Origin of the sequence: Lentzea sp. NPDC003310 (assembly GCF_040610935.1) — a bacterium.
GTDB lineage: Bacteria > Actinomycetota > Actinomycetes > Mycobacteriales > Pseudonocardiaceae > Lentzea.
In genome coordinates, this window is record NZ_JBEXNC010000008.1 from 103,878 (window position 1) to 123,296 (window position 19,419).

General features: G+C 71.3%; 21 protein-coding genes. 11 read left to right on the forward strand and 10 right to left on the reverse strand.

All coding sequences use genetic code 11. The features are described from left to right. Positions 1-10: 10 nt before the first annotated feature. Genes ABZX02_RS17640 through ABZX02_RS17655 form a run of 4 tightly spaced genes read right to left on the reverse strand, consistent with a single transcriptional unit; the run spans position 11 to position 4,059 of the window. Complete coding sequence (locus ABZX02_RS17640; protein ID WP_355299328.1) at positions 11-775, reverse strand: TerC family protein; 765 nt, start codon at positions 773-775, stop codon at positions 11-13. A 27-nt stretch (positions 776-802) separates the two neighbouring features. After that, positions 803-1,759, reverse strand: coding sequence for a sporulation protein (locus ABZX02_RS17645; protein ID WP_355299330.1), 957 nt, complete (start codon positions 1,757-1,759; stop codon positions 803-805). Between the two features lie 27 nt (positions 1,760-1,786). Further along, positions 1,787-2,821, reverse strand: a complete 1,035-nt coding sequence (locus tag ABZX02_RS17650; protein WP_355299332.1) for a hemolysin family protein — start codon at positions 2,819-2,821, stop codon at positions 1,787-1,789. Continuing rightward, positions 2,818-4,059, reverse strand: a complete 1,242-nt coding sequence (locus tag ABZX02_RS17655; RefSeq protein WP_355299334.1) for a hemolysin family protein — start codon at positions 4,057-4,059, stop codon at positions 2,818-2,820. Before ABZX02_RS17655 ends, ABZX02_RS17650 begins: the two co-directional genes overlap by 4 nt. Positions 4,060-4,166: 107 nt before the next feature. On the opposite strand from ABZX02_RS17655, the gene ABZX02_RS17660 reads away from it, so the two are divergent. Continuing rightward, the gene (locus ABZX02_RS17660; protein ID WP_355299336.1) at positions 4,167-4,562 is read left to right on the forward strand and encodes a MerR family transcriptional regulator; all 396 of its coding nucleotides are present in this window, start codon (positions 4,167-4,169) and stop codon (positions 4,560-4,562) included. 88 nt (positions 4,563-4,650) lie between these two features. Beyond that, entirely contained in the window at positions 4,651-6,354 is a 1,704-nt protein-coding gene (locus ABZX02_RS17665) for a dihydroxy-acid dehydratase (protein WP_355299338.1), read from the forward strand. 2 nt (positions 6,355-6,356) lie between these two features. On the opposite strand, the gene ABZX02_RS17670 is transcribed toward ABZX02_RS17665, so the two are convergent. After that, the gene (locus ABZX02_RS17670) at positions 6,357-6,539 is read right to left on the reverse strand and encodes a zinc transporter Slc39a7 (RefSeq protein WP_355299340.1); all 183 of its coding nucleotides are present in this window, start codon (positions 6,537-6,539) and stop codon (positions 6,357-6,359) included. 113 nt (positions 6,540-6,652) lie between these two features. Here ABZX02_RS17670 and ABZX02_RS17675 point away from each other — a divergent pair, with 113 nt between their 5' ends. The 5 genes from ABZX02_RS17675 to ABZX02_RS17695 are packed head-to-tail and all read left to right on the forward strand — an operon-like array spanning position 6,653 to position 11,582. After that, positions 6,653-8,218, forward strand: a complete 1,566-nt coding sequence (locus ABZX02_RS17675; protein ID WP_355299342.1) for an ABC transporter substrate-binding protein — start codon at positions 6,653-6,655, stop codon at positions 8,216-8,218. Continuing rightward, on the forward strand, positions 8,215-9,195 hold the full coding sequence (locus ABZX02_RS17680) for an ABC transporter permease (protein ID WP_355299344.1): 981 nt from the start codon (positions 8,215-8,217) through the stop codon (positions 9,193-9,195). The genes ABZX02_RS17675 and ABZX02_RS17680 overlap by 4 nt, the downstream gene beginning before the upstream one ends. Next, positions 9,188-10,072 (forward strand): ABC transporter permease, encoded by an 885-nt coding sequence (locus tag ABZX02_RS17685; RefSeq protein WP_355299346.1) that lies wholly within the window; start codon positions 9,188-9,190, stop codon positions 10,070-10,072. Before ABZX02_RS17680 ends, ABZX02_RS17685 begins: the two co-directional genes overlap by 8 nt. Further along, complete coding sequence (locus ABZX02_RS17690; RefSeq protein WP_355299348.1) at positions 10,066-10,968, forward strand: ABC transporter ATP-binding protein; 903 nt, start codon at positions 10,066-10,068, stop codon at positions 10,966-10,968. Before ABZX02_RS17685 ends, ABZX02_RS17690 begins: the two co-directional genes overlap by 7 nt. Further along, entirely contained in the window at positions 10,950-11,582 is a 633-nt protein-coding gene (locus ABZX02_RS17695; protein ID WP_355299350.1) for an ATP-binding cassette domain-containing protein, read from the forward strand. Before ABZX02_RS17690 ends, ABZX02_RS17695 begins: the two co-directional genes overlap by 19 nt. Here ABZX02_RS17695 and ABZX02_RS17700 read toward each other — a convergent pair. From ABZX02_RS17700 to ABZX02_RS17720, 5 genes are read right to left on the reverse strand one after another with little or no spacing between them, the layout of a single operon-like run. Then, complete coding sequence (locus ABZX02_RS17700; RefSeq protein ID WP_355299351.1) at positions 11,554-12,078, reverse strand: class F sortase; 525 nt, start codon at positions 12,076-12,078, stop codon at positions 11,554-11,556. The genes ABZX02_RS17695 and ABZX02_RS17700 overlap by 29 nt on opposite strands. After that, positions 12,078-12,815 carry a DUF4397 domain-containing protein gene (locus ABZX02_RS17705; protein WP_355299353.1) on the reverse strand — a complete coding sequence of 246 codons (738 nt, stop codon included), beginning with the start codon at positions 12,813-12,815 and terminating at the stop codon, positions 12,078-12,080. Before ABZX02_RS17705 ends, ABZX02_RS17700 begins: the two co-directional genes overlap by 1 nt. A gap of 26 nt (positions 12,816-12,841) precedes the next feature. After that, positions 12,842-13,738: a PfkB family carbohydrate kinase gene (locus ABZX02_RS17710; protein WP_355299355.1), complete on the reverse strand. Its 897-nt coding sequence runs from the start codon at positions 13,736-13,738 to the stop codon at positions 12,842-12,844. A gap of 28 nt (positions 13,739-13,766) precedes the next feature. Further along, the gene (locus tag ABZX02_RS17715; RefSeq protein ID WP_355299357.1) at positions 13,767-14,507 is read right to left on the reverse strand and encodes a hypothetical protein; all 741 of its coding nucleotides are present in this window, start codon (positions 14,505-14,507) and stop codon (positions 13,767-13,769) included. A gap of 25 nt (positions 14,508-14,532) precedes the next feature. Next, positions 14,533-15,657 (reverse strand): GAF domain-containing protein, encoded by a 1,125-nt coding sequence (locus tag ABZX02_RS17720; protein WP_355299358.1) that lies wholly within the window; start codon positions 15,655-15,657, stop codon positions 14,533-14,535. 128 nt (positions 15,658-15,785) lie between these two features. Here ABZX02_RS17720 and adh point away from each other — a divergent pair, with 128 nt between their 5' ends. The 4 genes from adh to ABZX02_RS17740 are packed head-to-tail and all read left to right on the forward strand — an operon-like array spanning position 15,786 to position 19,350. Continuing rightward, positions 15,786-17,309 (forward strand): aldehyde dehydrogenase, encoded by a 1,524-nt coding sequence (gene adh / locus ABZX02_RS17725; protein ID WP_355299360.1) that lies wholly within the window; start codon positions 15,786-15,788, stop codon positions 17,307-17,309. Next, positions 17,306-17,659, forward strand: coding sequence for a DUF779 domain-containing protein (locus tag ABZX02_RS17730; RefSeq protein WP_355299851.1), 354 nt, complete (start codon positions 17,306-17,308; stop codon positions 17,657-17,659). The genes adh and ABZX02_RS17730 overlap by 4 nt, the downstream gene beginning before the upstream one ends. A 9-nt stretch (positions 17,660-17,668) precedes the next feature. Beyond that, positions 17,669-18,523 (forward strand): hypothetical protein, encoded by an 855-nt coding sequence (locus ABZX02_RS17735; protein WP_355299362.1) that lies wholly within the window; start codon positions 17,669-17,671, stop codon positions 18,521-18,523. Next, entirely contained in the window at positions 18,520-19,350 is an 831-nt protein-coding gene (locus ABZX02_RS17740; RefSeq protein ID WP_355299363.1) for a hypothetical protein, read from the forward strand. The genes ABZX02_RS17735 and ABZX02_RS17740 overlap by 4 nt, the downstream gene beginning before the upstream one ends. Positions 19,351-19,419 lie beyond the last annotated feature (69 nt).

Consider the following 19,419-nt stretch of genomic DNA (forward strand, 5'->3'; position numbering starts at 1 on the left):
GAACGCAAACTCAGTCAGCGCTCTTGGCGGTCTCGTTCTTGACGTACGTGCCGTGCAGCTCCACCGGCTTGGACGTGCGCCGGGCGCGCATCCGCAGGTTCAGGAACTCCACGAACACCGAGAACGCGATCGGTCCGTACACGTACCCCTTCGGGATGTGCTGGTCGAAGCCCTCGGCGATCAGGCTGCCACCGATCAGCAGCAGGAACGACAGCGCGAGCATCTTCACCGTCGGGTGCCGGTTCACGAACTCCGAGATCGCCTTGGCGGAGACCAGCATCACGACCATCGCGACGACGACGGCCGCGATCATGATGCCCAGCTCGTCGACCATGCCGACGGCCGTGATCACCGAGTCCAGCGAGAACACGATGTCCAGCACCAGGATCTGCGCGATCACGCCGGCGAACGACACGACCTTGCGCTCCTTGGCGTGGTCGGCGCCCTCCAGCTGCTCGTGGATCTCGAAGGTGGCCTTGCCGAGCAGGAACAGGCCGCCCAGCAGCAGGATCAGGTCACGCCCTGATATCTCCTGGCCCCACACCGTGAACAACGGCGCCGTCAGCCCGATCACCCACGCCAGCGACGCGAGCAGCAGCAGGCGCGTGACGAGGGCCAGCGAGAGGCCCACGACCTGGGCCCGGCGCCGCTGTTCCTCCGGCAGGCGCCCGGCCAGGATCGAGATGAAGATGACGTTGTCGATGCCGAGCACGATCTCGAGCAGCAGCAAGGTGGCGAACGCGACCCACAGCTCGGGGCTCGTCATCCACTCCATCAGCGGTTCCCTTCAGGTCGTGGGACGTCACTCGCCGCCGAAGTCGCCGAAGTCCTCGAACGCGTCGTCCATCATCTCGCCGACGACCATGCCGCCGACGACACCGGCGGCACCGGCCGCGACGACCGTGCCCATGCCCATGCCGCCCCGGCCGTGGTGCCCGTGGTGGCCGTGCTGGTCGTAGTGGCCGTGCTGCTGACCGAACATGCCGCCACCGCGCTGCGCCACCTGGGAGAGCCAGCCGTTGATGGACGACGCCCAGTCCGCGACCTGCGCCTCCTGGTGCGACAGGCGGAAGTGGCCGAACGCGTCACCGCCCGACGAGAACATGCCGCCGCGCTTGTCGGCCTCGAGGATCACGTAGAGCTCGTGCGGGTTCGCCACGAACGTCAGCTCGACCTGCTGCACGGCACCGGCGAACTGCGCCGGCGGGAAGAACTCGATCTCCTGGTAGAAACCGAGCTCCTGCGGCACGCCGTGCAGGCGGCCGGCCTCGACGTCCGCGCTGCGGAACGAGAAACCCAGCTGCCCGAACGCGTTCAGCACCGCGTCCTGCGACGGCAGCGGGTGCACCAGCACGGGGTCGAGGTCGCCCTTGTCCGGCGCGCCCGCGATCACGAGCTCGGTCCGCACGCCGACGGTCATGCCGGGCAGCTGGCCGCCGCCGACCGCGGTGATCGGGGTCTCCCACGGGATCGGCAGCTGGAACGGGATCGCGAGCAGCTGGCCCGCGGCGACCCGCACGCCCTGCTGCACGACGACCCGCTGGAACTCCGACACGCCGCCGTACTCGTGGTCGCCGTGCTCGACCTCGACGCGGGTGACGAGCGACAGCACGACCTGGCCGATCTCGGCGTCCGCGCTGCCGCCCTGGATGCGCACCTGCCCGGTGACGAGCTGGCCGGGCGCGGCGTGCGGCGAGTCCAGCACGGTGTCGACCGACGGGCCGCCGACGCCGAAGGCGCTGAGCATCCGTTTGAACATGTGCGTTTCCTCCCTGGGAAACTCCGGTCAGCGGACGCCGACCGGACGGGTGTCGGTTTCGTCCTCGAAGTCGCCGATCAGCTCTTCGAGGAGGTCTTCGAGGGCAGCGATGCCAACGGTGTCGCCGTCGTCCGCGACGAGGGCGAGCTGCGCGCGTTCCTCGCGCATCCGCGTCACGGCCTGAGCCACCGGCAGCGACGCGGGCAGCGACAGCACCGGGCCCATCAGCTCGCGGGCCGGCGGGTCCTCGCCGCGGGCCGTGGCGCGCATGGCCTCGCGGATGTGCACGAGCCCCGCGTACCGGCCGTCCGCGCCGACGACCGGGAAGCGCGACCGTCCACACTGGAGGCTGCGCCGCTCGATCTCCCGCGCGGTGACGTCCTCGGTGACCGTCGACGTCTCCGCGACCGGCACCATGACCTCGCGCACGGTCGTGCGCTGCACCTGCAGCATCCGCGTCAGCAACCGCTGCTGCGCCTCGGGGATGAGGCCGTGCTCGGCGGACTGGCGCAGCAGCATCCGCAGGTCGTCCGGGCGGTGCGCCTGCGCCAGCTCGTCCTGCGGCTCGACCTTCATCAGGCGCAGCAGGCCGTTCGTCGCCGAGTTCAGTCCACTGAGGAGCCAGCGGACCGAGCGGGCGAACGCGCGGAACGGCAGCGCGAGGATCAGCGCGGACCGCTCGGGGTGCGCGATGGCCCACGACTTCGGAGCCATCTCGCCGACGACCATGTGCAGGAACACCACCAGCACCAGGCTGATCGTGAACGCGATGCCGTACGCGAACGCCTCCGGCAGGCCGGTCCACGCGAGCGCCGGTTCGAGCAGGTCCGCGACGGCCGGCTTGGCCAGCGCGCCCAGACCCAGGGTGCACAGGGTGATGCCGAGCTGGGCGCCCGCGAGCATCAGCGACAGCTCGCGCACGCCCGCCACGGCGGCACGGGCCGCGCGCGACGTCTCGGCCGCCTGCTCCAGGCGGTGCCGCTTCGCCGCGATCAACGCGAACTCGGCGGCCACGAAGAAGCCGTTCAACGCCAGCAGCACCACGGAGATGGCGATGCTCATCGGGACAACACCACCCTGTCGGGCACGTTGCGCGCCACGGTGGTGACCACCAGGCGCACGCCGTCCATCTCGATCTCGTCGCCGGCCTCGGCCACGCGCCCCAGCTGGTGCAGCACCAGGCCGGAGACCGTGTCGTAGGCGTCGTCGGCCGGCAGCTCCACGCCGGTGGCGTCCTCGACCTCGTCCAGCCTCATGCGGCCGGGCACGAGCCAGTCGTCGCCGACCTTCTCGATCATGTCGGGCACGCGGTCGTCCTCGTCGTGGATCTCACCGACGAGCTCCTCGGCCAGGTCCTCCAGCGAGATCACGCCGGCGAACCCGCCGAACTCGTCGACCACGCAGGCGAGCTGGCGGCGTTCGGTGCGCAGCCTCTCGAGCACCGCGGGCAGCGGCAGCGTCGCCGGGACCACGAGGGCGGGCGAGGCGATCTTCCCGATCGCCGTCGCGGACCGCTCCTCCGGCTCCAGGGTCAGCACCTCCGCGAGCCCCACGACACCGCGCAGGTCGTCGAGGTCCTCACCGACCACGGGGAACCGCGAGTTCCCGGTGTCCAGCAACGACACCACGCGCGCGGCGGGGTCGTCGAACCGGACGGTGTGGACGTTCACGCGCGGCGTCATCGCCTGCTCGGCGACCAGTTCGCGGAACCCGATGCCGTGCTCCAGCAGCCGGGTCAGCTCGGGGTCCAGGTGACCCTGCTCCCCCGCGTCCTCCACGATCTGCTTGAAGTCCTCCGGCGTCGCGCCCTGCGGCAGCTCCTCGACGGGCTCGATGCCGATCGCGCGCAGCAGCCGGTTGGCGGCCGCGTCGAACAACCGGATCACCGGACCGGCGATCTTGAGGTACACGAGCGTCGAGGAGCTCAGGGCCAGCGCGAGCTTCTCCGGCCGCGCGATCGCGAGGTTCTTCGGCAGCAGCTCACCGAGCACCATCTGCACGAAGGTCGCGAACACCAGCGCGATCACCATCGAGCCGGGGATGCCGAGGCCGGTGCCGAGCAGCGGCTCGGCCACGTATCCCACGAGCAGCGCCGTGACGGTGATGCCGAACTGGGCACCGGACAGCATGAACGAGAGCTTCTGCGTCACGCGGTAGGCGCGCTCGGCGGCTTTCGAGCCGCCCTCGGCCAACTGCTGCAGGCGGCCGCGGTCGACCGCCATGTACGCGAACTCCTGCGCGACGAAATAGCCGGTGGCCACGGTGAGGGCCACGATGGCGAGCAAGCCGGATGCGATCAACAAGGCGCACCCGGCCACGTACTACAGCCGTCTACGTCGGCTTCTTCAGGCATGTTTCCAACAGTAGCACGTAGCACTGTATGGTTTGCGGACGGGAGGTCATCGCTTTGTCCGAAGCACTGCTGAAGATCGGCGAACTCGCCGCCCGTGCGGGCGTCAGCATCCGCACCGTCGACTACTACACGACGCTGGGCCTGATCAGTCCCGCCCAGCGCACCGCGAGCAACTACCGCCTCTACCGCGCCGACGACGTGGAGCGCATCCACCTAGTGCAACGCCTGGAGGTCCACGGTCTTCCCCTGGAGGACATCGCGCGGGCCTTCGCCGCCGGTCCGGCCGACACCGCGGCGGTGCTCGGGCAGATCGACACGGACCTGCGCACGCTGCAGGAGGCCGCCGACGCCGCGTCGCCGGAGATGCACGGCCTGCTCTCGGTGATCGCGAACCGGGTCCACTCGCTGATCACCATCGCGTTGCAGCTCCCGCCCGACCTGCCGATGTAGCAGGGCGGCGGCCGCACCAAGGCCGCGCGACACCTGCCGCTCGGCCTTCCCCTGTGGTTAAGGTCGGGAGGGACCTCAGGGAGGCGCAGTGGGACTACGCAGCGAGCACTGGTACGCCGGGGACGACCGCAACGCCTACATCCACCGCGCCTGGATGCGCCGCGGCACACCGGACGACGCGTTCCGCCGCCCGCAGATCGCCATCGCCAACACCGCCTCGGACCTCACGCCGTGTAACGCGCACTTCGACGAGGTCGCCAAGTCCGTCTCGCACGGCGTGTACGAGGCCGGCGGCATCCCGCTGAACCTGCCCGTAGTGTCGCTGGGCGAGACCAACGTCCGCCCCACCGCGATGCTGTGGCGCAACATGGCCGCGATGGCGGCCGAGGAGATGCTGCGCGCCAACCCGGTCGACGGCGTGGTGCTGCTCGGCGGCTGCGACAAGACGATCCCGGCGCTGCTGATGGCCGCCGCGTCGGTCGACCTGCCGGCGGTCGTGCTGCCGGGCGGGCCGATGCTCACCGGCACGTTCCGCGGCACTCCCCTGGGGTGCGGCACGGACGTGTGGCGGCTGTCCGAGGAGGTGCGCGCGGGCACGTTGTCGCAGGACGCGTTCATCAAGTCGGAGTCGGCGATGATCCGCAGCCGCGGCCACTGCAACACCATGGGCACCGCGTCGACCATGGCGCTGGTCGCCGAGGCGCTCGGCACCGTGGTCCCCGGCGTGGCGGGCACCCCGGCGGCGGACAGCCGGTTGCTGGAGGCCGCGCACGGCACCGGCCGGCTCGCGGTGGAGCTGGTCGAGCAGGACCGGCGGCCGAGCACGTTCCTCGGCAAGGCCGGCTTCCACAACGCCATCGTGGCGCTCGCGGCGATCGGCGGGTCGACCAACGCGGTGGTGCACCTGCTCGCGATCGCCGGACGGCTCGGCGTCGACCTGACGCTCGACGACTTCGACCGGATCGGCTCCGGGGTGCCGCTGCTGGTGGACCTCCAGCCCGCCGGCCGGTTCCTGATGGAGGACTTCCACCGCGCGGGCGGGCTGCTCGCCGTGCTGCGGGAGGTGCGCGACCTGCTCGACCCCACCGCGCTCGCGGTCACCGGGCGACCGTTGGTCGAGCACCTCGACGACGCGCCGATCTGGGACCCCGAGGTGATCCGCCCGCGGGCCGAGCCGATCATCGCCGAGGGCGGGATCGCGGTGCTGCGCGGCAACTTGGCGCCATCAGGATGTCTGATCAAACCGGCGGCCGCGTCGCCGCACCTGCTGCGGCACCGGGGCAGGGCCGTGGTGTTCGACAGCATCGAGGACTTCCACGCCCGCGTCGACGACCCGGACCTCGACGTGGACGCGGACTCCGTGCTGGTGCTGCGCGGCTGCGGCCCCCGCGGCTACCCCGGCATGCCCGAGGTGTCGAACATGCCGTTGCCCAAGAAGCTGCTGGAGCAGGGCGTGCGCGACATGGTCCGCGTCTGCGACGGGCGGATGAGCGGAACGGCCTACGGCACGGTGGTCCTGCACGTGGCACCGGAAGCGGCGGCGGGTGGTCCGCTCGGCTTCGTGCGCACCGGCGACGTCATCGTGCTGGACGTGGCGAACCGCCGCATCGACGTGGAGGACCCGGACTTCTTGCGGCGCACGCCGAGCGAGGCGATGGCCAGCGCGTTCGCGGCCCCGTCCCGCGGCTGGCAGCGGCTCTACGTCGACCACGTGCTGGGCGCCGACACCGGAGCCGACCTGGACTTCCTGGTCGGCTCCAGCGGCAGCGAGGTCACCCGCGAATCACACTGATCTCAGTGCGCGTGCTCGTGTTCGTCCACGTGGCCGGCGTCGTGCACGTGCGTGTGCGAGTGCGTTTCACCGTCGTGCGTGTGGGTGTGCTCGTGCTCGACGTGGTCGTGCGCGTGATCCCCGTGGGGATGCGTATGAGTCGTGTCACCGTGGCTGTGCTCGTGGGTGTGCACTCCGTTGGTCATGGCCTTGATGCTGGCACGAGTCCGGCTCGAACGCAGTCATGCCAGGTATTGCCTATTGCAAGTTCTTTGCTGTTAGCTTCTCCCCGCAACACGGACTTCTGGGGAGGAACTGGATGCGTCGAGCGGCTTTGGTGGCCCTGGTCCTGCTGGCGGGGTGCACCTCACCCGACGGCGCGACGACCGCACCGGCCACGTCCATCGTCATCGGCGCGGGCAGTGAGCCGGAGAACCTCAACCCCGTGCTCGGGTACGCCCCGGACGGCGCGGCGAAGATCTTCGACGGCCTGGTCTCCAGGGACGCCTCGCTGGCCCTGCAGCCCGCGCTGGCCGCGGAGCTGCCGTCGGCGTCGGCGGACGGCCTGAAGTGGACCGCCAAGCTGCGCAAGGACATCACGTTCTCCGACGGCACGCCGCTGACCGCGGACGACGTCGTGTTCACCTACAAGTCCGTGGTGGACAAGAAGGTGAACTCGACGATCGCCTCGCGGTTCGACGCGCTGGCCGACGTCAGGGCCGTCGACCCCGCCACCGTCGAGTTCACGCTCTCCTACCCCTACGCCCCGTTCGCCCAGCAGCTCGCACTCGGCATCGTGCCCGCGGCGAAGCTGACCGGCCAGGACATCAACAGCGCGCCCTTCAACACCGCGCCGGTCGGCTCCGGTCCGTACACGGTCGAGACGTGGCGCAAGGGCGACCGGATGGTGTTGAAGGCCAACGAGAAGTACTGGGGCGGCGCGCCCGCGATCAAGTCCGTGACCGTGGTCTTCGTGCCCGACGACAACGCCCGCGCGACCCGGATGGCCGCCGGCGAGTTCGACGGCACGGTGCTGCCGCCCAAGCTCGCCCAGACCTACCGCGACAGGTCCGGTTACAAGATCGTGCAGAACCCGTCCGCGGACTACCGCGGTCTCGGCATCCCGTCCGAGCTGCCGCTCACCTCGTCCCCGCAGGTCCGGCGCGCGATCAACCTCGGCATCAACCGCCAGGCCATGATCGACGCTGTGCTGGCGGGCTCCGGCAAGCCCGCGTCGACGCCGATCTCGCCGTACCTCAAAGACTGGTACGACGAGAAGACCGCGTTCACCTACGACGTGGCGCAGGCCGAGAAGCTGCTCGACGAGGCCGGCTGGCGCAAGGGCGCGGACGGCAAGCGCGCCAAGGACGGGCAGCCGGCGCGGCTTCCCGTGCTCTACCCCGCGCCGGACGTGCTGCGCAAGGAGCTCGCGCTCGCCACGGCGTCCGACATCGCGAAGCTCGGCATCGACGCGCCCGTCGAGGCGACCACGTTCGAGATCATGCTGCAGCGCCGCAAGGAGGCGGCGTCGGTCTGGGGCGGCGGCGACCCGTACGACCCGGACACGGCGGCCTACACGTTGCTGCACAGCAGGTACGCGGGCCAGGACGGCTACGTGAACATGACGCTGTACCGAAACTCCACTGTGGACACCGCGCTCGACACCGCGCGCCGCAGCCTCGACCCGGTCGCGCGCGAGAAGGCCTACGACGAGTTCCAGGCCGCGTACGCCGCCGACCCCGGCTGGGCGTTCCTGGTGTTCCTCGACCACACCTACGTCCTGCGCGACAAGTGGAACGGCCAGGAGACCCAGGTCGAGCCGCACGACCACGGCCTCGTGCACGCGGTGTGGTGGAACCTCGAGCGCTGGACCCCCAAGTCGTGACGCGCGGGAAGCAGATCGGCAGGCTCGCGCTGCGGCGGCTCGCGTTCGCGGTGCCGGTGCTGCTGGTGGTCAGCTTCGCGTTGTTCGTGCTGGCCAAAGCCTCGCCGTTCGACCCGGTGGAGCGCTACTTCGGCGTCCGGATCATCGGCGCCTCCCCCGAACGCGTGGCCCAGCTGCGGGAGAACTGGGGCGTCGACGAACCGGTCGTGTCGCAGTACTGGGCGTGGTTGCGGCACGCCGTCGCGGGCGACCTCGGCGACTCGCTGTCGTTGCAGCAACCCGTGTCCGCCGTGATCGGCGACCGTCTCGGGTGGACGGTGCTGCTGGTGTCGGTCGGCTTCACGCTCGCGCTGGTGCTCGGGCTGCTGCTGGGCACGCTCGCCGCGTGGCGCCAGGGTTCGTGGCTCGACCGGGGCATCACCGGCGGGTGCTACGCGCTGGAGGCCGCGCCCGTGTTCTGGCTCGGCCTCGCGGTGCTGTACGTCTTCGCGTTGCAGCTGCGGTGGTTGCCCGGCGGGGGCGTGACGACGGGCTCCGAACCTCCGTCGGTCGGCGGCGTCGCGGTGCACATGGTGCTGCCGGTGGCGGTGCTGGCGATCTCGCAGGCGCCGTGGTTCGTGCTGTTCGTGCGGCAGAACCTGCTGGAGTCGTTCACGCAGGACCACGTGATCGGCGCGCGTGCCCGCGGCCTGCCCGACCACCTGGTGGTGTCGGGGCACGCGCTGCGCACCTCGCTGCTGCCGTTCCTCACGCTGCTCGGCGCCCGGCTGCCCGAGCTGATCACCGGGGCGTTGCTGGTGGAGACGGTGTTCTCGTGGCCCGGCATCGCGCGGGCCACCGTGGAGGCGGCGCTGAACGTCGACTTCGCCCTGCTCGGCGCGCTGACCGTGATGGCGACCGGCGTGGTGCTGGTCGGCAACCTGCTGGCCGACGTCCTCTACGCACTGGCCGACCCGAGGGTGGCGCTCGATGGCTGACCTGACCTGGCGTCCCGCCCCGCGCAGCCGCCTCACCGCCGCGTCGCCGCCGCGGTCGCCGAAGTGGCGGCTGCTGCCGTCGGCGGTCGTCCTCGGGCTCGTCGCGGTGACCGTGCTGGTGGTGCCGCTCTTCGTCGAGCTCAACGAGCAGTACGTCGACCTCGCGATCGCCAATCAGCCGCCGTCCGCCGCGCACCTGTTCGGCACCGACGAACTGGGCCGCGACGTGCTGCTGCGCTGCGTCTACGCGCTGCGCGTCTCGCTCACGGTCGGCGTGGTCGCCGCGGTGATCTCCGCGGTCGTCGGCACGGCGGTCGGCGCGCTGGCCGGGTCGATCGGCGGCTGGTTCGACCGGCTCCTGATGCGCGTGGTCGACGCGATCGCCTCGGTGCCACACCTGCTGCTGGGCATCGTGATCGTCGCGATCCTGCGCCCCAGCCTGCACGCCGTGATCATCTCGATCGCGCTGACGCACTGGCTCACCGCCGCCCGGATCGTGCGGTCCGAGGTGTTGTCGTTGCGCACCAGGCCGTTCATCGACGCGGCGATCGTCGGCGGCGCCTCGCGGCTCCAGGTGCTGACCCGGCACCTGCTGCCGAACGTCGCCCCGCAGGTGCTGCTCGCGACCACGCTGATGGTGCCGCACGCCGTGTGGCACGAGACGGCGCTGTCGTTCCTGGGCCTCGGCCTTCCGCCGCACGCGGCCAGCGTCGGCAACATGATCAACGACGCCCAGCGCTCGCTGCTGATCGGCGGCTGGTGGATGTCGCTCGCTCCCGGCCTGCTGCTGATCGTCACGACGCTCGCGGTGTCCGGCGTGAGCGGCGTGTGGCGGGACCGGCTGAACCCCAAGCGGCGCACGGAGTTGACGTGGTGAACCTGGAGATCGACCGGGTGTCGGTGCGGTTCGCGCTGCAGGGCGCGACCGTCGAGGCCGTGAACGACGTGTCGCTCGTGCTGCGGCCCGGCGAGTGCGTGGCGCTGGTCGGCGAGAGCGGCTGCGGCAAGACCGTGCTGGCCTCGGCGCTGCTCGGGTTCCTGCCGGGCAACGCGGAGACCTCCGGCAGCGCGCGGCTCGGCGACGTGGACCTGCTCGCGGCGTCCGACCACGAGCTCGCGACCACGATCCGCGGCCGCCGGATCGGCCTGATCCCGCAGAGCCCGGCGAGCCACCTCACGCCGGTCCGCACGGCGCGGGCCCAGTTGGAGGAGGCCGCGCGGGTCCTCGGCGGCGACGCGGCGCGGGCGGCCGAACGGGCCGGCCTGCTGCCCGAGCACCTCGACCGCTACCCGCACGAGCTGTCCGGCGGCATGGCGCAGCGGGTCGCGAACGCGCTGGCGCTCGTCGGCGACCCGTCGCTGCTGATCGCCGACGAACCGACCACCGGTCTCGACCGCGACCTCGTGGACGGGCTGCTGGCCGAGTTCCGGCGGCTGGTCGACGACGGCCACGCCGTCCTGCTGATCACGCACGACCTCGCGGCCGCCCACCAGGTCGCCGACCGGATCGCGGTGATGTACGCGGGCCGGATCGTCGAGGTCGGACCGTCGCACGAGGTGCTCGACAACGCCAAGCACCCGTACGCGAGAGGTCTCGCCAACGCGTTGCCGGACCGGGACTTCGTGCCGGTACCGGGCCAGCCTCCCCTGCTCACCGACCTGCCCGCGGGCTGCGCGTTCGCCCCGCGCTGCGAGCAGGCCACAGCGATCTGCGAGGACCGCCCCGTGCTCACCGACTCGCCGCACGCCGTCGCGTGCCACCGCCCGTGCTGACCGGCCTGGGCATCACCGCGGGCTACCGCGCCCCGGTGATCACCGACGTCAGCCTGACCGTCCAGCCGGGACAGACCGTGGGGCTCGCCGGGCCGAGCGGGTCCGGGAAGTCCACTTTGGCGCGCGTGCTCGCGTTGCTGCACAAGCCGTTCGCCGGCACCGTCGAGATCGACGGCGAGACGGTGACCGGGTACCGGTTCCAGGCCCGTCAGCGCACGAAGATCGGCGTGCTGTTCCAGCAGCCCCGGCTGTCGGTCGACCCGCGGTTCACGCTGCGCCAGGCCATCGCCGAACCGGGCGCGGACCGCGTGGACGAGCTGGCCGAGAAGGTCATGCTCACCGACGACCTGCTGGGCCGGCGCCCGCACGAGGTCAGCGACGGCCAGCTGCAACGCGCCTGCCTCGCCCGCGCGCTCGCGCTGAACCCGCGGTACCTGATCTGCGACGAGATGACGACGATGCTCGACGCCTCGACCACCGCGGCGCTGGTCGGCGTGATCCGGGACTACCAGCGCGAGTCCGGCGCGGGCGTGCTCGCGATCTCGCACGACGCCGTGCTGCTGGACAGGTGGGCGGACGAGACCGTCAGACTTTCAGCACCGCCGTCACGATGACGTTCTCCCGGTAGCTGCCCGCAGCCCGGTCGAACTCTCCCCCGCACGTCACGAGCCGCAGCTCCGACAGCGGCGTCGGCCCGTACACCTCGGCCGTCGGGAACGCCGCCTTCTCGGTCTTGCGCGAGCCGCTGACGACGAACGTGAGCTTGCTGCCGTCCTCGCGCTCGACCAGCACCTCGGCCCCCGGCTGCAGCTCGGGCAGCCGGAAGAACACGCCGGGCCCGGTCTTCGAGTCGACGTGCCCCGCGATCACGGCCGGACCGGCGTCACCGGGCGCGATCCCCTTGGCGAACCAGCCGGCCTGGTCCGCACGGGTCGGCGGCTCCAGCGCGCCCGCCGAGTCGACCTTCAGCGCTTCCAGCGTCGTGTCGACGCCGATCGACGGGATCAGCACCGTGACGGGTTCGGGCACCTCGTCGCTGCCCGGCCCCTTGACCACGTAGATCAGCGTGACCAGCACCGCCACGCCCATCAGGAGCTTGCCCTTGGCCATCAGCCGAACCGGAACAGCCGGCCGCGCACCGAGTACATCGCCACGCCCACGATGAGCGCGATCACCAGGGCGGTGAGCCAGTCCCAGCCGCCCGCCATGCCGCCGAAGCCGGTCTCCTGCCCGCCCGACGGGACGACCTCGGCGCCCTTGGCGTCGGTGCGCAGCTCGATCCGCCGCGCGTTGACCAGCAGCGAGTAGACGCCACCGGGTTCGAGCGGCGCGTCCAGCGTCGTGGTGTCCTTGCCGCGCTGCCGGACCTCCAGCGGCTCCGCGCCGGGCGGGACCAGCACGTACCCGGTGGTGGAGTAGGGCTGCACACCGCGGTGCGGGGTCGTGGCGCCGCGCGCCACGTCGGTCTCCGCGTCCCCGGCGTTGATCACACGCAGCCGCGCCTGCCCGTTCGGCGGCAGGCTGATGTCGTCCTCGAGCACCTTCATCGAGGACGCGATGTCGACGACGGTGTAGGTCTTCTCGGCCTCCGCCCGCACCGTCACCGAGCGCAGCAGCGGGCTGCCCGGCTCGGACATGCGGAACTCGACGACGTGGTCGCCGGGTTCGACGCGGCGGTAGTCGTCTAGGTCGGCGTAGTCGAGGGTGCCGAGCTTGACCCCGTCCAGGACCGCGTCGACGCGCGCCTGGTCCATCGAGAAGTGCCCGACGCGCAGGTACGTGCCTGTCGCGGCCTGCGCGGGCGCGGCCGAGAGCAGCAGCAACAGCACGACGGCGAGCACTCGCACGCGGACCCCTCCCCTCACTGGACGACTCAACGATAACGCGCCTGATCAGCGTCCAGTGAGCTTCCGTCGTCGGTCAGCCGGAGGCAGGGCCGCCCACCGGGGTGCGACACCGTCGCCCCGGAGGCCGCCACCGCCAGTCGGGCCGCCCGCTCGGGTCCGTCGCCACGGGTCAGCGCGAACGTCAGCGCCGCCACGAACGCGTCCCCGCCGCCGGTCGTGTCCACCACCTCGGTGTCCCCCAGCGGCAGCACCAGCTCTCCGCCGTCCCACGCGAACACGTTGCCCACGCCGTCCACGGCGAACGCGACCAGTTCGACGCCCTCCAGCTCGCGCGCGGCCCGCAGCGCGTCGTCGGCGCTCTCGATCTCCCGGCCGGTGAGCAGCTCGGCCTCCCGGTGGTCGGCGCGGACCACGTCGGCGCACGCCAGCAGCTCGTCCCGCAGCCGTTCGGGCGCGCCGTCCAGCACGACCCGCCCGGACGCCGCCCGCGCGGCCTTCAGCGCCACCTCCGGCGGCTGCTGGAGCTGCACGACCACGGTGTCCGCCCGCGCGATGAGGTCGAGCGGGAGGTCGTCCTCGCGCAGCAACGCGCCGTCCGGGACGTCCTCCAGGTAGCGCCAGCCGTCCGCGACGACGTCCACGAACAGCGCCGTGCTGCAGTTCGGGCGCCGCACGACGCTTTCGGTGGCGATGCCGTCGGCCCCGGCCCTCGCGATCAGCCGCGTGCCGACATCGTCGTCGCCGACCACGCCGACGAGCGCGACCGGCGCGCCGAGCTGGGCCAGGCCGACCGCGATGTTCGCGCCCTTGCCGCCCAGCAGCTCCCGGCGTTCCCGCACGGGCGCGGACCCGCCGGGGCCCGGCACCTCGTCCACGACGAGGACCAGGTCCCGCGCCACCTGACCGACCACGACGACGTCCACGCCGCAGGACTACCCGGTCCGGGTGCGATCAACTCCGCGAGAACCGGTCCGTGACGTCGACGCCGTCCGGCAGCACCGCGAACAGGTCGACCGGGGTCCGCTGCGACACCAGCTCGCTGCGGTGCAGGCGCTTGAGCCGATCCCTCGCCACGGCGACCTGCTGGCTCGGCGCGGACAGCACGAGGACCGGTACCGCGCCCTGCGCGACGTGCCCGCCCACCCGGTCCTCGGTCCCGCGCCCGAACTTGAGCACCGGCCCGTACCGCACCAGGTAGAGCAGGCCCGACTCGCCGCGCACGCGCTTGAGCTGCCGCACCTCGCCCGTCTCGTCGTCGCGGCCCCACGTGCCGTGCGACCTCGTCAGCCACCGGTACCCGGTCCACGGCAGGCCGTGCACGTCCGTCGCGAGGACGGTGACGCCGGGCCGGAAGTGCTTGGCGAGCCGGATCTTCACCGTGGTCGCGGCGATGAGCTCGGAGTTCTCCCGCCAGGTGCCGTCGAGCTCCAGCCGGTGCGCGATCCGCTGCACCGCCGGGTCGGGCACGGACCTGTCGTCCAGGCACACCAGGCACCGCGTGCTCCAGCCGGTGCCGCACGAGCGCGCGGTGCCGCACCACCCGCACCGCAGGATCCGCACGGACGCGTCGTCGTGCAGCGGTTTCATCTGGTCCGCCACGACGCGCAGACACGGTTCGCACAAAGCACACCACGCGACCTCGGTGACGTCCTTGCGCGGCAACCGGGTCATGCAGTTGATGCACTGCTTCACTGTCGCCCTCCCCTTGCGGGAAAGCCTATTCCAGCGCCCTTCGCAGGCGCGAGGAGACGAGCGCGTGACGAGGGTCGGTCACCGGGAGCAGGACGTGCAGGCGTTCGAGCACCTCAGCGTCGTCCCCGTTGTCCGCGAACCGGAGCAGTGCGTCGAGATCTCCCCGCTCCAGCACGCCCCTGCGCACCGCGGCGGCGAGGTCGACCCGCTCCTCGCGGATCACCGGCGCGTCCGACCGGGGCAGCAGATCACCCTGGTAGTGCCGGGTCGCCTTGCCCGCGTCGCCGGAGCGCAGCGCCGTCCGCACGTCCAGGAAGTCGCCGCGCACCACGGCGTCGAGCCGGTACGGCCTCGTCAACAGGACACCACCGAGCTGCGCGCGCAGCCTGTGCAGCTCCGCGCGGACCGTGGTCGGGTTCCCTCGTTCACCATAGAGCAACAACGCGAGCTGTTCCGCCGTCAGGCCCTTGGGGTGCAGGGCGAGCGCGGTGAGGACCTCGGCGTTGCGCAACGTCAGCGTGAGCGGGCGGCCGTCGAGGTCGGCGTGCAGTCCGCCGAGGAAGTCCAGCGTGAGCACGTGCTGCCGCGGCGCGAACTGCCGCAGGTGGTGCGTGGCGAGCCGGGCGGCCGCGGACACGAGCTGCGCGACGGCCGGGTGCATGGTCTTGAGCGGTCCGCTGACGTCGACGACGCCGAGCAGCACGCCCGTGTGCGGGTCGTGGATCGGGCTCGCCGCGCACGTCCAGCCGTGGTAGGTGCGCACCAGGTGCTCGCTGGAGTGGACGGTGACGGGCGCGCCGGTGGCGAGCGCGGTGCCCATCGCGTTCGTGCCGATGACGTCCTCGCTCCAGCGCGACCCCTCGGTGAGGTGGACGCGTTCGGCGGTGTGCCGGACCTGGTTGTCGCCCTCGCACCACAGGATCGTGCCGCGGGTGTCGGTGACGATCATGATCGTGTCATCCATCGACAGCGTGTGCTGCAGCAGCGGCACGGTCGCGGCCAGCGGGTGCTCCCCGCGCAGGTCGGCGATCTCGTCGCGCGTGTGGACGACCGGCGCCTCGTGCCGGTCCGGGTCGACGTGCGCGGCGAGGGACCGCCGCCACGACTCGAAGATCACCGGACGCGCGGAACCCAGGTCGACGGGGTCCATCGGTCCAGGATGCAGGCCGTACCGCCACACGGGCAAGCGCGCCACTACTCCGATCGGATGCAACGTGCGTGAAACGTTGCCGGTTCTACGTTCGCCGCCTGTTCGCAACGACGCGGGAGGCAGGGCGCATGGCGAAGTACGCGGCTCCAGGACAGCCGGACAGCGTGGTCACGTTCCGCGACCGGTACGACCACTTCATCGGAGGCGAGTACGTGCCGCCCGCCAAGGGGCAGTACTTCGCCAACCCCACCCCGGTCACCGGCGAGGACTTCACCGAGATCGCACGCGGCACGGCCGAGGACGTCGAGCACGCGCTGGACGCGGCCCACGGCGCCGCCCTCGCGTGGGGCAAGACGTCGGTCGCCGACCGCGCCAACGTCCTGAACAAGATCGCCGACCGGATGGAGGCGAACCTCGAGAAGCTCGCCGTCGCCGAGACGTGGGAGAACGGCAAGGCGGTCCGCGAGACGCTGGCGGCCGACATGCCGCTCGCGATCGACCACTTCCGCTACTTCGCCGGCGCGATCCGCGCCCAGGAGGGCGGCATCTCGCAGATCGACGAGGACCTCGTCGCGTACCACTTCCACGAGCCGCTCGGCGTCGTCGGCCAGATCATCCCGTGGAACTTCCCGATCCTGATGGCGGTCTGGAAGCTCGCCCCCGCGCTCGCGGCGGGCAACGCGGTGGTGCTCAAGCCCGCCGAGCAGACGCCGGCGTCGATCCACGTGCTGATGGAGCTGATCGCCGACCTGCTGCCGCCGGGCGTGGTCAACATCGTCAACGGCTTCGGCGTCGAGGCGGGCAAGCCGCTCGCGTCCTCGCGCCGTGTCGCGAAGGTGGCGTTCACCGGCGAGACGACCACCGGCCGGTTGATCATGCAGTACGCCAGCGAGAACATCATCCCCGTCACGCTGGAGCTCGGCGGCAAGTCGCCGAACGTGTTCTTCAACGACGTGGCCGCGCAGCGGGACGCCTTCTACGACAAGGCTCTCGAGGGCTTCACGATGTTCGCGCTCAACCAGGGCGAGGTGTGCACCTGCCCGTCGCGGGCGCTGGTGCAGAGCGACATCTACGACCAGTTCATGGCCGACGCGGTGGAGCGCACCAAGGCCATCAAGCAGGGCCACCCGCTCGACACCGAGACGATGATCGGCGCGCAGGCGTCCAACGACCAGCTCGAGAAGATCCTGTCGTACATCGACATCGGCAAGCAGGAGGGCGCCCGCGTGCTGACCGGCGGCGAGCGCGCCGACCTCGGCGGCGAGCTGTCCGGCGGCTACTACGTGACGCCCACGGTGTTCGAGGGCGACAACAAGATGCGGATCTTCCAGGAGGAGATCTTCGGCCCGGTGGTCTCCGTGGCGCGCTTCAACGACTACGACGACGCCATGAAGACCGCCAACGACACCCTCTACGGCCTGGGCGCGGGCGTGTGGTCGCGCGACGGCTCCGTCGCCTACCGCGCGGGCCGCGACATCCAGGCGGGCCGGGTGTGGGTGAACAACTACCACGCCTACCCGGCGCACGCGGCGTTCGGCGGCTACAAGCAGTCCGGCATCGGCCGCGAGAACCACCGCATGATGCTCGACCACTACCAGCAGACCAAGAACCTGCTCGTCAGCTACTCCCAGAACGCCCTGGGCTTCTTCTGATGCCCCGCGTCGCACTGACTCCTGGGGCCGCGGACGTCCTCCGCGGCCTCAGGGCCGACCACGGCGACCTGATGTTCCACCAGTCCGGCGGCTGCTGCGACGGCTCGGCCCCGATGTGCTACCCGCTCGGCGAGTTCCGCACCGGCGCGTCCGACGTGCACCTCGGTGATCTCTCGGTCGACGAGTTCGTCGTTCCGGTGTGGATGTCCGCGGCCCAGTTCGAGTACTGGAGCCACACGCACCTCACCATCGACGTCGTACCTGGCCGTGGGAGCGGTTTCTCGCTGGAGGCACCACTGGGAGTGCGTTTTCTGGTGCGCTCTCGACTGCTGAGCGACGAGGAGCTCTAGCATGCCCGCATGACCGTCCAATGCGGATGCTGCGGAGCCGAGATCACCTCTACGGACCGCATCGACTACAGGTTGAACCGTCCGGAGCAACTGCTCGGGGTGCCCGGCGAGCGGCTCGGCGCGCCCACGGGCGGGCTGCTCGTCGGTCCGGGCGGGGATTCCTACATCCGTTGCCTGCTCCCGGTTCGGCTGACCGGCGGAACCGAGATCGTGTTCGGCGCGTGGACGCGGATCAGCAAAGTCGACGCCATGTACGCGCACGCCGTGTGGGACAACGACGAGCAGTACGCGAACCTGCGGATCTCCGGCACGTTCGCGAACGTCATCAAGCCGTGGGACGTGTTCGGCGTCGCTGTGGAGGCCGCCGTGCTCAACACCGACGAGCTGCCGTACTACACCTCGCACCCGTTGCTCGACCGCGAGTGGGACCGCGACGAGGTGCTGTGCCGCATCCGGCACCCGTTGCCCGTGCCGGTGCGCGAGACCCTCGGCGAGGTGTGGAGCGTCGAACGCACCGAGGGCATGCGTTGCGTCGTGGACGGCCGCACGGTCAAGTTCTCCAGCCCGGACCGCCGCGTGTCCCTGGACGTCTACGCCGATCTGACCGGCGGCAGCGTGAGCGACTTCCTGGGCGCGGTCCTCGACGGCTACCCCGCCAGCGCCGAGCACTCGGTCTCGCACGACGGGCCGGAGCTGCGCCACGCGTTCTGGCTCAGCGAGGTGATCGACGGCCACGAGGAGCAGGTGTTCCACGGGCACGTCGTGCGCCCCGGCACGATGATCTCCGTGCGCTGCGTGCACCGCTACCCGGTGGACCGAGCGTGGGCGCAGCACGTGCTCAACAGCGTCCGGTACATCGGGTGACGGCCTGTCCGTGCTGCGGCACCGAGGTCGACGACTCGGGCGCGATCGACCTCGACCTCGGACTGCCCACCGGCGTGCGGAACCCGGTGCTGCAGGCACGCGGCAACGTCCTGTTCGCCGACGAGGCGGCGTACGTCCGGTGCGTGCTGCTCGTCGAGCTGACCGGCGACCTGGAGCTGTGGTTCGGCGCGTGGATGAGGGTGGCGGTCGAGGCCGCCCGGCACGCGGCGGAGGTGTGGGACGGCCCCGGCTACGCCTCGCTGTCGTTCACCGGCACGTTCGAGCACGACATCAAACCGTGGGAGGGCCTGCGCGGCACTCCGGTCGCGGCCAAGGTCGGCGAGCCCGACGAACTGCCCGAGTACGTGGAGCACCCGTTGCTCGGCCAGGTCTGGGACCGCGACGAGGTGCTGAGCGGCTACCTGGTCGAGCTGCCGGTGTCGATCCAGCAGAAGCTGCCCGGCCGCTGGAGCATCGAACGCACCGCGGGCCTGACCCCGCACGTGCTGGAGGAGGGCCTGCGGTTCGCGGGCCCGGGCCGCGCGGTGTTCGTCGACGTGCGGCGCGCCCAGGGCACGCCGGCGGAGCGGTTCCTGGAGATGGCGCTGGACGGCGCGCCTTCCGTACCCGCGGAGCAGCGCTTCCTGGAGCGCAACGGCGTCGAGCTGCGGCACGCGCTGTGGCTCACGTCGGCGTCGGGGCAGCACGAGTTCCACGGCCACGTGGCGCGGTTCGGCGAGATGCTCGTCGTGACGTGCGTGCACGACTCGCCCGCCGACCACGCGTGGGCGCGCCACGTGCTCAACAGCGCCCGCTTCCGCGCGTGACTCGCTCGTAACGTCAGGGAAATCCCAAGTTTGTCCGAGTGAACTGGACCACTTATCCGGCCGGGCCGA

Bases quoted from the DNA above. Each gene is read 5' to 3' on its own strand.
- ABZX02_RS17640 (WP_355299328.1), bottom strand. From the start codon at position 775: ATGGAGTGGATGACGAGCCCCGAGCTGTGGGTCGCGTTCGCCACCTTG.
- ABZX02_RS17645 (WP_355299330.1), bottom strand. From the start codon at position 1,759: ATGTTCAAACGGATGCTCAGCGCCTTCGGCGTCGGCGGCCCGTCGGTC.
- ABZX02_RS17650 (WP_355299332.1), bottom strand. From the start codon at position 2,821: ATGAGCATCGCCATCTCCGTGGTGCTGCTGGCGTTGAACGGCTTCTTC.
- ABZX02_RS17670 (WP_355299340.1), bottom strand. From the start codon at position 6,539: ATGACCAACGGAGTGCACACCCACGAGCACAGCCACGGTGACACGACT.
- ABZX02_RS17675 (WP_355299342.1), top strand. From the start codon at position 6,653: ATGCGTCGAGCGGCTTTGGTGGCCCTGGTCCTGCTGGCGGGGTGCACC.
- ABZX02_RS17685 (WP_355299346.1), top strand. From the start codon at position 9,188: ATGGCTGACCTGACCTGGCGTCCCGCCCCGCGCAGCCGCCTCACCGCC.
- ABZX02_RS17700 (WP_355299351.1), bottom strand. From the start codon at position 12,078: ATGGCCAAGGGCAAGCTCCTGATGGGCGTGGCGGTGCTGGTCACGCTG.
- ABZX02_RS17720 (WP_355299358.1), bottom strand. From the start codon at position 15,657: ATGGACCCCGTCGACCTGGGTTCCGCGCGTCCGGTGATCTTCGAGTCG.
- adh (WP_355299360.1), top strand. From the start codon at position 15,786: ATGGCGAAGTACGCGGCTCCAGGACAGCCGGACAGCGTGGTCACGTTC.
- ABZX02_RS17735 (WP_355299362.1), top strand. From the start codon at position 17,669: ATGACCGTCCAATGCGGATGCTGCGGAGCCGAGATCACCTCTACGGAC.